The sequence below is a fragment of the Lentzea sp. NPDC020367 genome (genome assembly GCF_044387305.1).
Classification (GTDB): Bacteria; Actinomycetota; Actinomycetes; order Mycobacteriales; family Pseudonocardiaceae; genus Lentzea.
Map to the genome: position 1 here is coordinate 1,015,282 of NZ_JBIRVV010000002.1, position 13,586 is coordinate 1,028,867.

Genomic DNA, 13,586 nt, shown 5'->3' on the forward strand with positions numbered 1-13,586 from the left:
AGAGTGAATGAACGCTGAGAAATCATCTCTTCGGGTATCAATATCCCTCTTCTGTGTCCCGCGTGAACGCAGTTGGTGAGGTTTCGACGTTGTTCCTGCCCTGAACTCACCCAGGGCCGCCTCAAAGCTTTAGCACGCCGTGTCAATAATTCACGCCACCAACCACGAGCCACCGAAGAGGGGGCATTGAGCGTGAGAGTCGACGAACACGGCATCCGGCATTCCGCCGGCGAACCGGTCGCGATCGTGCAGAAGCCGATCCGCACGTGCGGCGATGTGCACGTCGTCCTGCCCGCCTACAACGAGGCGGTGGCGCTCCCGTCGCTGCTGGCGCGCATCGCCGGCACCGATCTGGCCGACCGGATCACCGTGTGGGTGGTCGACGACGGTTCGTCCGACGGCACCGGCGCCTGCGTGGCCGACGTCCGCGGGCTCGACGTCCGCCTGGTGACCCACCCGGTCAACCTCGGGCTCGGCCAGGCCGTCCAGTCGGGACTGCGGGCGGTGCTCGCCGAGGCCTCGCCGGACCACGTCCTGATCGTCATGGACGCCGACGACACCCACGACCCCGGCGTGTTCCCCGCGATGCTGGCCGAGATCAAGGCCGGCGCGGACGTCGTCATCTGCTCCCGGTTCGTCTCGGGCGGCGACGACTCGACGGCACCGCAGTGGCGCAGGCTGCTCTCGCGCGGCGCCCGCGTCGTGTTCGGCAAGATCCTGCACTTCGACGACGTCCGCGACTTCACCAGCGGCTTCCGCGCCTACCGGGTGAGCCTGCTGCGCCGCGCCACCGCGCACTGGGGCGAGCGCCTCGTCGAGGAACGCGGATTCGCCTGCATGGTCGAGCTCCTGCTCAAGCTGCGGCACTGCGGGCCGATCGTCAGCGAGATCCCGCTGCACCTGCGCTACGACCGCAAGCCCGGCGCCAGCAAGCTCCGGCTCGGCCGCACGCTCAAGCAGTACCTGCTCCTGCTCACGCGTGACCGCCTCGCGCCCGTTCCGTTCCGGAAGCTCTGATGGCCGCGCGGGTCGTCGTGATCGGCGGAGGCATCTGCGGCCTCGCCACCGCGCACCGCCTCGCCCGCGAGGGCATGGCCGTGACGCTGCTCGAGGCCAGTGACCAGCTCGGTGGCCTCGGCACGTTCTTCACCTCGCAGGGCCGGTCGGTGGAACGCTTCTACCACTGCGTGATGCCGACGGACGCGGCGTTGCTGGCGCTGCTGGACGAGGTCGGCCTGCGCGAGAGCGTCGGCTGGAACCCGACCACGATGGGCATGATCGTCGAGGGCGAGCACCGCTCGTTCAACTCGGCGCTGGACCTGCTGCGGTTCCGGCCGCTCAGCCTGGTGAACCGGATCCGCTTCGGCGTGGTCTCGTTGCTGCTGCGCAGGCTCGGCAAGGGCAAGGACCTCGACAACATGCGCACCGAGGACTGGTTGCGCGGCCTGTACGGCGACAAGATCTGGACGATGCTGCTGGCGCCGATGTTCGGCGCCAAGTTCGGCTCCGCGTTCGGGGACGTGCCCGCGCTGTACGTGTGGCAGCGCCTGGGCCGCGAGAGCAACGAGGCGGTGCGCGGCTACCCGGCGGGTGGCTACAAGAGCGTGATCGACGCGCTGAGGGCCTCCATCGAGGCGCACGGCGGCGAGGTTCGCGTCTCGGCTCCCGTCGGCAGGCTGGAAGCCTCGGCCGACCGGGTGGTCGTGACGCTGGCCGACGGCGAGACGATCGAGGCGGACCACGCGGTCTCCACGGTCCCGCTGCCGGCGTTGCGGGCCATCGCCGACGCCGAGCTGGCGCCGCGGCTGCCCGAGGTCCGGCTGCCGTACCAGGGCGTCGTCAACACGTTGTTCTTCCTGCGCAAGCCGTTGTCCGGGCACTACTGGGCGCCGGTGCTGCGCTGCGGCACGGACTTCGACGGCGTGATCGAGATGACCCCGCTGACGGGTTCGGAGCGCTACGGCGACCGGCATCTCGTGTACGTCATGCACTACACCGACCGCGAGTCCGCGCTGTACCGCGAGGAGTCGGACAGCATCGCCCGCCGCTGGACCGAGCAGCTGCTGAGCATCCACAAAGGACTCACGGCGGACGACGTCGACGAGGTGCGCGTGTTCAAGGCGCCGTTCGTCGAACCGGTGTACCCGCTGGGGTATCTCACGAAGCGGCCGGCCGTCGAGGTGCCCGGCACGCGGCTGCTGCTCGCCACCACGGCCCACGTCTACCCCAACGTCACGAGCTGGAACTCCAGCGTCGAGCTCTCCAACTCCGTGACGGACACGCTCCTGCGCGCCGCCAGGAGCTCCTCGACCCAGGAGAACGCCGCATGGTCAGCAGAATCGGCGCGGTGATCGCAGCACTCACGATCACCGCGGTCAACCTCGTCTCCTCGCAGCACGTCCAGGCCGATCCCGCGCCGCTGCTGCCCGATCTCCGCCAGGCGCCCATCGGCTGCCCCGGTGGCCACGACGGCTCCCCGTTGCTGTGCCGCGACTGGGACGTGTGCCTGGTGGAGGACGCCTCGGCGGCACGGGGCAAGTGCATGTACCGCGGCGGCACCGCCCAGGCCGTCCGCCTGCGGTTCACCACCTCGATCGACAACGTCGGCGACGGCCCGTTGTTGCTGCACGCGCACCGCGACAGCACCTCCACGCCGACGATGAACGTGCGCCAGGCCATTCAGTCCGGTGTGGACGGTTCGATCGCCGGCTCGTACAACGAGGCGCGGCGCGAGACGAACTCCAGTGCGTACTACGAGCCCGCTCCCACGCACACGCACTGGCACCTGCTCAACTTCGAGTACTTCCAGCTGCGCACCCCGGACGGCGGCGTGGTCGTGACCGACCGCAAGAACGGGTTCTGCATCGGCGACCGCTACACGGTCTCCGACGACCTCGAGCACCGGCCGGCGGACCCGGACAGCCCGGCGGGCAGGCTCGCGGACCGCCTGGACGGTCACATGTGCGAGCACCACAACCCGTCCGCCGTGGACGTCCTGTTCGGCATCTCGGTCGGCTCCGGCGACGACTACAAGCACGACGTCGACTTCCAGTGGCTGGACCTCACCCACGTGAAGTCCGGAATCTACGACGTGGTCAACGTCGTGAACTCCGACCGCGCGCTGCTCGAGAAGAACTACGACAACAACTCGGCGTCGATCGCGATCTCCGTGCAGTGGCCGGACGGCGCGGCGAACCCGCCCGACAGGATCGACGAGGCACCTTCCGTGCGGATGATCCGGAGTTGTCCCGGTAAAGCGCAGTGCGCGAAGACGCAAGGCTGAGAAGTTTCGGTACAAGCCCCGAACGGGGGTGTTCCGCACTGCGGACACCCCCGTTTTTCTTTTGTACCGAGACAAACGGGCCGCAAACGAACGCAATACCACGACGCCCGCGATTAGCACAATCCTTCACTCTGCGACACCATTGGCGATCACGCATAGCACACTCATACCCACAGACACAATTGCGCATGACGACAGCAGTGAGCGGTCAAGTCAATAGACCGAGCGGTGCAATCTTGATCACAGCCGAGAGTGTCGCACGCAACCCCCTTGGCTCTTGACCTGGGCATGTGGCTGGTTGAGAGAATTCACGTTGCGATTCCACCCCGTCAGGATTGCAACCGACCGGATTACCGGCCCGATCAGGAGTGCCCCATCTTGAGCGCGCCAGCAGTCTCACTGCACGATTTCGCCATTGGACAACTACGCGACCTCCTTCGCGCCGTCGGTTTAGCGAACTCGGCGCAAAGCGCGACAAAACTGCTGGGTGAGGCATTAGGCCCCGGTTGCAGGCTGCCCCTCTCCGCCGTTCCCCATTGGACCTCCAATGTCGCGGACGACCACACCCCGGTCGAATTCTCGGTGGCTTTGGCCCAAAACGAACGCCCCGTCATCCGCATGATCGTCGAACCGCTCGCCGAACAGCCCGGCCCGCGCGCCAACCTCGCCGCGGCGCTCGGCGTGCTCGACGGGCTCGCGCAGCGGCACGGACTGAACCTCGGGCAGCTCGACCGGGTGCGCGACCTGTTCCTGCCGGACGACCCGCAGGGCGCGTTCGCGTTCTGGTACTCGCTGATCGTCGGGCCGGACGCGCCGCCCTCGATCAAGGTCTACCTCAACCCCGACGTGCGCGGCCGTGAGAGCGCGACCGCCCTCGTGAGCGAAGGACTGTCCCGGCTCGGCCTGAGCGCGGCGCTCCCGGCCATCTCGGAGCACGGGCTGCGGCGCGACGGGCTGGACCGGTTCTCCTTCTTCGCCCTCGACCTCCTGGACGAGAACCGGGCACGCGTGAAGACCTACGTGTCCCACGACGACGCGGTGATCACGGACGTGGTGGCGGCAGCGGCGGCGGTCCCCGACGTCGACCCGGTGCTCCTGGCGAACGTCTGCGAGCTCGCCTGCGGCGGCGCGGGCCCGTTCTCCCGGCGTCCGCTGATGTCGAGCTACACCTTCCTGTCCGGCGACACCGAGCGGCCCAGCGGCTACTCCCTCTACATCCCGGTGCGCGACTACGTGCAGGACGACCTCGAAGCCTGCGAGCGCGTCCTGGCGATCATGGCGAGGTGCGGGTTCGACCCCGCGCCGTTCGTCATGGCGCTCGCGAGTCTCGTCCAGCGCCCGCTCGGTGACGGCGTGGGTCTGATCGCCCACGTGTCGCTGCGGCTGGGCCTGCCGAAACCGGGTGTCTCGGTCTACCTGTCGTCCGAGGCGTACGACGTCACCCCACCCCGCACCACAGCACTACTGGTTTAGCCGCCGCAGGAAGAAAGGCCCGTCGTGGAGCCGTACCGCATCAAGGTCGTAGAGCCCATTCCCATCACCACCCGCGAGTTCCGGGAACGTCGCTACGCCGAGGCCGGGTACAACCAGTTCAACCTCACGGCGGAAGACGTCACGATCGACCTGCTGAGCGACTCCGGCACCGGCGCGCTGTCGGCGGAGCAGCAAGCCGCGGGAATGCGCGGCGACGAGACCTACGCGGGTTCCCGGTCCTGGTTCCGGTTCCGCGAGGTGACCGAGGAACTCACGGGATACGAGCACATCCTCCCCGTGCACCAAGGGCGGGCCGCGGAACGGATCCTGTTCGGCACGCTGCTGAAGCCGGGACAGATCTCGGTCAGCAACACGCACTTCGACACGACCCGTGCGAACGTCGAACTGGCGGGCGGCGTGGTGCGGGACCTCCCGTCGCCCGCCTTCGCGGACCTCGACAGCGACGAGCCGTTCAAGGGCAACATCGACCTCGTCGCGCTCGAGGAGTTGCTGGAGGGGCCCGAGGACGTCGGCCTGGTGCTCATGACGATCACCAACAACGGCGGCGGCGGGCAGCCGGTGTCGATGGCGAACCTCAAGGCCGTGAAGAAGTTGTGCCGCAAGCACGGCGTGCCGTTCATCCTCGACGCCGCCCGGTTCGCCGAGAACGCGTGGCTCGTGACGCAGCGGGAGGAGAAGTACCGCGACCACACTCCCCGCGAGGTGGCGAAGAAGGCGTTCCGGCTCGCCGACGGGTGCGTGCTGAGCCTGAAGAAGGACGGCATCGTCCACATCGGAGGGATGCTCGCGCTCCAGGACCAGGATCTGGCCAAGCAGTGCGAACTCCTGCTGATCGCGACCGAGGGGTTCAGCACGTACGGCGGGCTTTCCGGCCGTGACCTGGACATGTGCGCGCAGGGCCTGATCGAGGTCACCGACCCGCTGTACCTGCGCGAGCGGGCCGAGGCCACCGCGTACCTCGCCGACTGCGCGCGAGAGGCCGGTGTGGACAGTGTGCGGCCGGCCGGCGTGCACGCGGTCTACCTCAACGCGGGCAGGCTGCTGCCGCACATCCCGCCGAGCAGGTTCACCGGGCACGCGCTCGCGTCGGAGCTGTACCTCGCGGGCGGAATCCGTTGTGCCGAGGTGGGTTCGCTCTACCTCGGCGAGATCGACGAGGCCGGCGACCTGATCACGCCGGCGCCGTTCGAACTGGTGCGGCTCGCGATTCCGCGCCGCGTCTACACCCGCAGCCACCTCGAGTACGTGGCGGAAACGCTGGCGGGGATCGCCAAGAACCCCGAACAGGTGCCCGGCTACCGGCTCACCGAGGTACCGCCGATCCTGCGGCCGTTCCGCTGCCGGCTGAAGCAGATCAGGCCGTAACAACAGCTGAAGCCCTTGGCGCACAACGCCAAGGGCTTCAACGGAGGTTCAGGTCAGGCCATCACGTCGAGCCGGTTCATCGCGTGTTCGATCACGCGGACCAGCACCGCCTTGCACGACTCGCGGTCGCGGGCGTCGCACAGCACCAACGGCACGGTGTCCGCGACGTCCAGCGCCACGCGCATCTCCTCCGCGGTGTAGGAGTGGCTGCCCTGGAAGCAGTTCACCGCCACGACGAACGGGATCTGCCTGCGCTCGAAGAAGTCGATCGCGCCGAAGCCCGCGTCGAGCCTGCGGGTGTCGACCAGGACGACCGCGCCGATCGAGCCGATGGCGAGCTCGTCCCACAGGAACCAGAAGCGGTCCTGGCCCGGTGTGCCGAACAGGTAGAGCACCAGTTCGGGGTTGATCGTGATGCGGCCGAAGTCCAGGGCGACCGTGGTCGTGGTCTTGCCCTCGACGCCGTAGAGGTCGTCGATCTCCTCGCCGGCCTCGGTGAGCAGCTCCTCGGTCCGCAGCGGGGTGATCTCGCTGACCGCGCCGACCATCGTGGTCTTGCCGACGCCGAAACCGCCGGCGACGACGATCTTGACGGAGGAGGGGATGGTGAGTTCCTCACGCCCCTGCTCAGATTGCACGGACACCATCGAGCACCTTCTGGAGTAGGTTCATGTCGACCGGGACCACCGTGGTGGCCGGGCCGCTGGTGATGACGTCTCCGCGCTGGATGAGGTCGCTCAGCAACACCTTCACCACGACGAGCGGTGCGTGCAGGTAGGCAGCGACCTCCGCGACGGAAAGCGGTTTCCGGCAGAGCTTGATGATCTCCAGGTGCTCTACCGACAGCGTGCCCTGGTCGGTCGTCGTGCGCAGCGCCCGGACCTGGGTCGTGAGGGTCAGGTCCTCACCCGCGGGCTTGGGCCTGGTGCGGCCGCTCACCATCGCGTACGGGCGGACCATGGGGCCCGCCGCCTCGTCGTACCACCAGTCGGAGGAGTTGCTCATGACAACCCGAGGGGGTTGGGCATCCTGGGCGATGCCAGTGTTCTGGGTGCCGACGAGAGGTAGGCGCCGACGCGCTTCACGAGCATGTTCATCTCGTACGCGATCATGCCCATGTCGGCGTCCTCGTCGCCCACCACCGCGAGACAGGCTCCCTGCCCCGCCGCGGTGACGAACAGGTGCGCGCGCTCCATCTCCACGATGGTCTGGCGGACCTGGCCACCACCGAAGTGGCGGCCGGTTCCGCGAGCGAGGCTCTGGAACGCCGACGCCATCGCCGAGAGGTGGTCGGAGTCGTCCTTGGAGAGCTCGGGAGAGTGGGCGAGCAGCAGGCCGTCCGCGGAGAGCACCACCGCGTGCCGGGCACCGACCACTCTCGCGACGAGGTCCTCCAGCAGCCAGTTGAGCTCGGGGTGCCCGCCGGTCAGGTCGTCCACGGAAATAGCCCTTTCAGTTTCGTGATCACGGTTCCACGACGTCGTCGGCCTGGCGGGCGTTGCGCGTGCCCTGCTGGAAGGCGGACATTCCGTCGCGGGTGCGTTCCGCCCGTTCCTCGGGGTTGAACTCCGCGAGTTCGGGCATCGGCCGGGGTTCGTCGTTGGCCAGCTGAGGTACGAGGTGCTGCTGCCGCCTCCGGCGCGGCAGCTCCGGCCGGGTGTTCTGACGCGTCGTCGCCTCACCTTCCGCCGGGTCGTCTGTCGGCCAGACGCCGCCCAGGCGGTCTTCCCGGGGCAGTTCGATCTGCCCGCTGCTGCTGTCCAGGTCCCGTTCCGGGCCTGGGCTCAGGTCGTTTCCCACTGCCCTCCCGGCCCAGAACTCGTCCAGGTGGAAGGTCTCGGTGGGACGCTCGCCGGGCCGGGGGTCGCGCGTCAGGTCGCCCTGCATCGGGACCGCGGCCTCGAGGGCCTCCGGTGACCGCGAGGCCTGCTGGAGCGTCTGCTGGCGGAACGTCGGCTTGGGCATCTGGACCGAGTCCGCGGGGTCCACCGCGCCCGCCTCGCCGACGATCAGCTCGGACGGGATGAGCACCAGCGCGATGGTGCCGCCGGAGGGGCAGTCGCGCAGCTCGACGTGGATGTGGCGGCGGGCGGCCAGCCGGGCGACGACGAACAGGCCCAGGCGGGACTCGCCGCGCAGCCTCATCGCCTCGAAGTCGGGCGGCGCTTCCAGCATCTTGTTGTGCAGTTCGCGGTCCTCGGGCTTGATGCCGAGGCCGTGGTCCTCGATCTCGATGACGAGACCCTGCGGCACCTCGCTGCTGTGGATCTCGACCTGCGAGCGGGGCGAGGAGAACGAGGTCGCGTTGTCGACGAGCTCGGCGATGAGGTGGATGGTGTCCGCGACGGCGGCGCCGACCAGCGCGACCTCGGGCACCGGGTGGACCTTCACGCGGGCGTACTGCTCGGTCTCGGCGACGGCGGCGCGCACGACGTCGAGCATGCGCACGGGCTTGCGCCACTGCCGGCCCGGCTGCTCGCCGGTCAGGATGATCAGGTTCTCGGCGTTGCGGCGCGCGCGGGTGGCGAGGTGGTCGAGCTGGAAGAACGCGTCGAGGTGGTCGGGGTTCTCCTCCTCGCGCTCCAGCTTGTCGAGGATCTTGAGCTGGCGGTGCACCAGGCCCTGGTTGCGGCGCGCGATGTCGAGGAAGACCCGGTTCACGCCTTCACGGGTCTGCGACTCCTTCACGGCCGCGGCGACGGCGGTGTACTGCGCGGCGTTGAACGCGTCGGCCACCTGCCCGATCTCGTCGTTGCCGTAGTCGAGCGCGGGGACCTCGGCGGCGACGTCGACGTGCTTGCCCTCGCGCAGCCGCTCGACGATGTTCGGCAGTCGTTCGTGCGCGAGCTTGAGCGAGTCGCTCTTCAGGGCGATGAGGCGGACGATCAACGCCTTGTTGACGAGGCGGTTCGAGACGCGCACCGCGACGAAGATGCCGGCGATGACCGCGATGAGGGCGATGAGGCTGCCGATCAGGACGGTGGTGAACTTGTCCTTGCCGTTGGCCATGGCGATGTTGACCGCGCCGGTGGACTGCTCCTGCACCATCGTCGTCAGCTCGGTGGACACCGCACGGGTGGCGTTCTCGTAGTCCGCCAGGGCGACCTGCTGCCCGACCGGCCGCTCCGAGTTCTGCAGCAGGCGGTTCTCCAGGGTCACCAGCTGCTGGTACGGCGCGCTGCCGGTGAGCTGCTTGAAGTGTTCACGCACGTCCGGCAGAGCCGTGGGCTCGATGACGTTGAGCGTGAAGTGGTAGGCGCCGACGAGGTTCGCGAACTCGCGGTGCTCCTCCGGCGTGAACTTGCCCGTCGCCAGCGCGCCCGCGGCGACCGAGCTGGACCGCGACATCGCGTCGGAGGCCTGGAAGTACTGCAGCGCACCGAGTGCGCCCTGCACGGTCTCGGCGTCGGGCACGATGCGGGCCTGCGTGCCGAACAGCGAACCACCGGCGTCGAGCACGCTGTTGTAGTAGCGGTAGATCTCGTCCTTGGACGCGTTGCCGGACTCGAGGCGCTCGCGCTGGTCCGGCAGCTGGTCGAGCAGCCCGTTGAGCTTGTTGATGCCGTCGACGATCTCCTGCGGCGCCTGGGAAGCGAGCTCGGCGAACGCCGACTTCATCTTCTCGACGTCCTTGTCGGTGTCCTGCTGCTGCTTGACCAACGCCGACGTGCTGGATCCGGTGCGGCTCAGGCTCGTCATGCTGAGCTCGCGTTCCTTCTGCAGCGACGCGAACGACTGGACCGCGGGGATCGAGGCGTCCCGCGCGCCGGAGGCGACCAGCTGGAGGTAGAGACCCTCGAACACCGTGTAGGACGAGAACAGCGCCCACATGGCGAGAAGGACGACGCTGGGAACCACCACGACACCAGTGAGCCGCGAACGAATTGTCTTGTAATTCGTCTCAGGCACGTTCTTCAGCTTCACAACGCTCCACGACCACCCGAATTGGCGACGGAAAGATAACACCACATGATCAACATGACCAACAGCGATGATCTTGAGGGGGTGAGTGCAGAGTACTCAGTCAGATGCGCAACGCAACACCCCCGTTCTCAGGTTCGATCCCCAGCTGTTGCAGTGATGTGCACGCTCTCGTGAGGAGACCGCGCGGTCGTGACCGAGTGGGCGAAAGGACGCGAGCTGGGCTTTCGCTAACTGAACAGTGGAAACGCCGCGCCTATTGCCCTGAACTTGACAGCGGCGTGCGGCATCTTCTAAGCGAGAGCGGAGCGCAACCAATCGTCGCTTTCCGTCACCAGCTCTTATTCGTCAATTCGCATGCAGATCACCGCCCGGAGTCGTGATCAACACAGGTCATTCCCCAGGCGTGATCACGAGTTCAGCCGCTCGCCGCCGTCAAGAACGCGCTAATACCGCTGGTCATCGCCATGAGGGCGAGAGCACCGCGAGGAACCGCCGATGCCGGCCAATCCGGCGGCGACCCACTCATCCGAGCAGGAGACCGGCGATCGCCATCGCAGTGGCCTGGGCCACACTTGTCCGGACGACTAGGGATCCGGCTCAGTCCGGCCAATCCATAGGCGCGGTAAGTATCCGCATGTTTCTGCCTGATTTCTGCCCGCACTCCGTTCCACGACAGTTTTGTTGTATCGGCATCTGTATCAAGTGTCTGCCGGGAACCAAAAAGGCTCTCGCCCGGTTCGAAGGTCTCCGGAAGTCCTACGACGACGGTGAGGCTCAGCCGCCGAAAACGGTGCCCCGGGAGTGCGTTCAAGGGGACGCGGCCGCGCGTCCGTGCAACTGCACGACGACACGGTGGATCATCCCGCGACGGACGGTGCGACTGCCGCTACGGTGGGTAGGTGCTTGCAGCGTGGGGGCTGACCAAGGCCTACGAGGGTCGCGTCGTCGTCGATCAGGTGGGGTTCGAGCTCCAACCCGGTACGGTGACCGCCTTTCTGGGGCCGAACGGCGCGGGCAAGTCGACGACGTTGCGCATGATCACCGGACTGACCCGGCCCGATCGCGGCCAGGCGACGATCGCGGGGCGCGCGTTCACCGCGTGGCCCAACCCCTCCCACGTGGCGGGCGTGCTGCTGGACGCGGCTGCGGTCCATCCCGGACGGAGCGGCAGGGGTCATCTGCGGATGGCCGCGACACTGTCCGGTGTGCCCGTTCGCAGGGCCGACGAGGTGCTGGAGCTGCTGGGGCTGGCCGACGCCGCCACCCGCAAGATCGGCAAGTACAGCCTCGGCATGCGGCAGCGACTGGGCATCGCGCACGCGTTGCTCACCGATCCGCCGTTGCTCGTGCTCGACGAGCCCATCAACGGGCTCGACCCCGAAGGCATCCGCGCGGTGCGCAACCTGTTGCGGGGGCACGCTTCCCGCGGCGGCACCGTGCTGCTGTCCAGCCACGTGCTGTCCGAGGTGGACCAGACCGCCGACCGCGTGCTGGTGATCGGCGGCGGGCGCATCGTGGCGGACGGGCCGCTGGCGAGCCTGACCACGTCGTCCCGCTCCCTGGTGCGCGCCAAGGACATGAACCGCCTGGCGGAGTCGCTGCAGCGGGGCGGGATCGCCGTCCAGCCCGCGCCGGACGGCTTCCTGGCCGCGCACGCGCCGGTCGAGCAGGTCTCGTCCGTCACGTTCGCCGCGGGAATCCCGTTGCTGGGACTGCGTGAGGAGCAGATGAGCCTGGAAGACCTGTTCTTCCGCCTGACCAGTGGAGGAAGGTCATGACCGTCGGACATCCGGCAGCGTGGCAGCAGCAGGCCGCGCCCGCACCGGCACCCGGCCCGTGGGCCGCCCGCGCCTCCCGGTCGTCGTCGTTCTGGCGGTTGGTGGCGGTGGAGGCGCGCAAGCTCGTCGGCACGCGGTCGGACAAGATCGTGATGGCCTGCGCGCCGGTGTTCCTGATCGGACTGATGGCGCTGTTCACGTTGCCGCAGACCAACCTCGCGAGTGCGGGCAGGCAGCTCCAGCCGATGCTCCTGGTGATCCAGCTCGGCCTGCTGCTGGTCTTCGCGACCGTGATCAAGCTCGTCGCGGGTGAGTGGCAGTACAAGAGCGTGCAGCCCACGCTCCTGGTGCAGCCCTCGCGCATGCGCTACCTGCTGGCGCAGGGCACCGTGCTCGCCGGCGTGTGGCTGGCGTGCTCGCTGGTCACGTTCGTCCTGTACCCGCTGATGATCAAGAGCGCGGCGGAGGGGCTGCACCACAACTACCTGCTCGGCTCACGGCCCGGCTGGGTGCTCGGCGTGACGATGCTGGCCACCGCGCAGGTGCTGCTCACGGCGTTGATCGTCTCGCTGCTCATCCCGAACACGGGCGGCTCGCTGACGGTGTTCTTCGTCGTCGTGCCGATGCTGGCGGTGGCCCGGCTCGCGCTGCCGGAGGTGTTCAGCCTGGTCTACCCGCTCGAAGCGGCCTGGCACCTGGCCGGTGACGGCGCGGGGTGGCCGCAGACGATCTCGTCGCTGGTGGTGTGGCTGACGCTGCTCGTCGTGTCGCTCGTGGTGCTCAGCAGGCGCGACGCGGGCTGACGCTCAGCGCGCCCGGCTGCCGCCGTCCTCGTCGATCAGCGGCAGCAGCTTCTCCGCCGCCTCCTTGGCCCTCGGGCAGAAGTCGCGCAACGCGCGGTCGATCGGCTGGTCGACGTCCTGGGCCGACAGGGCGATGCTCTCGTCGAAGTCCATCGAGGCCGTGACCTCGAACGGCCGCTCGGAGCCGGTGTCGACGGTGACCGTGCAGTTGTCGTTGACCGATCCGGCGATCTTGGTGATCGCGTAGTAGCGGTCCAGCAGGATCGACCGCTGGAAGTAGCCGCCCCCGCCGAGGTCGCCGTTCCAGGCGTCGGAGAAGTACTGGGCCTTCGACTTGCGGTTCGACATCGGGCTGAACAGGTGGATCGAGAGGTTCCCCCACGGCTCCCGCGCGTTGCAGCCGCCACCCATGCCGTCGGCGGGCTTCGACTCGAGCCCGAGCAACGACCCGAGGTCGCGGGGAAGGGTGCCGCACTTGTTGTCGAAGACCGCCGGCCGTGACTTCACGAAGTCCAGGTTGTCGTAGTTGACCGCCTGCGGGTCCAGCTCCGGTCCCGGCGAGGCCACCGGCGGTTCGGGCGGCGCGGTGCAGGCCGTGAGAGCCGCGATGCAGGCCGCCAGTGCGATGTAACGGATCGTGCGCGTGCCCATGCCGGTAGTTCAGCACATCCATGATCTTCCGGCGCGGATTCGGCGCAGTTGACCGGGTGCACGACCGGGTGACGCGTGGTCAGGAGGGCGCGCCCGTCCAGTCCCTGTTCATCCTTCTCCCCGCTTGATTTGTGGCGGCAGGACTGAGCCCCCAGCCCCGGCCTGCCGCCACAACCCCCAGAAACAGAACGACGTCTTGCCTGCCGTCCGGAATCAGCATGTCCCGCAACGGCTTCCAGTGGCAGGGGTCTCCCGTCTCCCGATCACGCAGGCGACGGGAGACGCCTG

12 protein-coding genes are annotated in these 13,586 nt (G+C 68.2%); 7 read left to right on the plus strand and 5 right to left on the minus strand.

The genetic code is table 11. The features are described from left to right. Window positions 1-192 precede the first annotated feature (192 nt). From ACH413_RS11340 to ACH413_RS11360, 5 genes are all read left to right on the plus strand, one after another. Complete coding sequence (locus tag ACH413_RS11340; RefSeq protein ID WP_360030936.1) at window positions 193-1,017, plus strand: glycosyltransferase; 825 nt, start codon at window positions 193-195, stop codon at window positions 1,015-1,017. Beyond that, window positions 1,017-2,351 carry an NAD(P)/FAD-dependent oxidoreductase gene (locus tag ACH413_RS11345; RefSeq protein WP_360030938.1) on the plus strand — a complete coding sequence of 445 codons (1,335 nt, stop codon included), beginning with the start codon at window positions 1,017-1,019 and terminating at the stop codon, window positions 2,349-2,351. The genes ACH413_RS11340 and ACH413_RS11345 overlap by 1 nt, the downstream gene beginning before the upstream one ends. Beyond that, on the plus strand, window positions 2,327-3,283 hold the full coding sequence (locus ACH413_RS11350) for a lysyl oxidase family protein (protein WP_360030940.1): 957 nt from the start codon (window positions 2,327-2,329) through the stop codon (window positions 3,281-3,283). The genes ACH413_RS11345 and ACH413_RS11350 overlap by 25 nt, the downstream gene beginning before the upstream one ends. A 288-nt stretch (window positions 3,284-3,571) precedes the next feature. Next, window positions 3,572-4,756, plus strand: a complete 1,185-nt coding sequence (locus tag ACH413_RS11355; RefSeq protein ID WP_360030941.1) for a tryptophan dimethylallyltransferase family protein — start codon at window positions 3,572-3,574, stop codon at window positions 4,754-4,756. Between the two features lie 24 nt (window positions 4,757-4,780). Then, window positions 4,781-6,142, plus strand: a complete 1,362-nt coding sequence (locus ACH413_RS11360; RefSeq protein ID WP_360030943.1) for a tryptophanase — start codon at window positions 4,781-4,783, stop codon at window positions 6,140-6,142. A gap of 53 nt (window positions 6,143-6,195) precedes the next feature. Here ACH413_RS11360 and ACH413_RS11365 read toward each other — a convergent pair whose 3' ends face one another. From ACH413_RS11365 to ACH413_RS11380, 4 genes are read right to left on the minus strand one after another with little or no spacing between them, the layout of a single operon-like run. Beyond that, on the minus strand, window positions 6,196-6,789 hold the full coding sequence (locus tag ACH413_RS11365; protein ID WP_360030945.1) for an ATP/GTP-binding protein: 594 nt from the start codon (window positions 6,787-6,789) through the stop codon (window positions 6,196-6,198). Beyond that, window positions 6,770-7,147: a DUF742 domain-containing protein gene (locus ACH413_RS11370; protein ID WP_319973592.1), complete on the minus strand. Its 378-nt coding sequence runs from the start codon at window positions 7,145-7,147 to the stop codon at window positions 6,770-6,772. Before ACH413_RS11370 ends, ACH413_RS11365 begins: the two co-directional genes overlap by 20 nt. Continuing rightward, complete coding sequence (locus ACH413_RS11375; RefSeq protein ID WP_030475700.1) at window positions 7,144-7,581, minus strand: roadblock/LC7 domain-containing protein; 438 nt, start codon at window positions 7,579-7,581, stop codon at window positions 7,144-7,146. The genes ACH413_RS11370 and ACH413_RS11375 overlap by 4 nt, the downstream gene beginning before the upstream one ends. 25 nt (window positions 7,582-7,606) lie before the next feature. Then, window positions 7,607-10,003: a nitrate- and nitrite sensing domain-containing protein gene (locus ACH413_RS11380; protein WP_396424960.1), complete on the minus strand. Its 2,397-nt coding sequence runs from the start codon at window positions 10,001-10,003 to the stop codon at window positions 7,607-7,609. Window positions 10,004-10,965: 962 nt separating this feature from the next. Between ACH413_RS11380 and ACH413_RS11385 the strand changes: the two genes are divergently transcribed. Together ACH413_RS11385 and ACH413_RS11390 are read left to right on the plus strand one after the other, a co-directional pair. After that, window positions 10,966-11,844 (plus strand): ATP-binding cassette domain-containing protein, encoded by an 879-nt coding sequence (locus ACH413_RS11385; RefSeq protein WP_360030949.1) that lies wholly within the window; start codon window positions 10,966-10,968, stop codon window positions 11,842-11,844. Beyond that, window positions 11,841-12,647, plus strand: coding sequence for a hypothetical protein (locus ACH413_RS11390; protein WP_360030951.1), 807 nt, complete (start codon window positions 11,841-11,843; stop codon window positions 12,645-12,647). Before ACH413_RS11385 ends, ACH413_RS11390 begins: the two co-directional genes overlap by 4 nt. Before the next feature lie 3 nt (window positions 12,648-12,650). Here the strand turns inward: ACH413_RS11390 and ACH413_RS11395 are convergent, their stop codons facing one another. Next, window positions 12,651-13,298, minus strand: coding sequence for a hypothetical protein (locus tag ACH413_RS11395; protein WP_360030953.1), 648 nt, complete (start codon window positions 13,296-13,298; stop codon window positions 12,651-12,653). Window positions 13,299-13,586 lie beyond the last annotated feature (288 nt).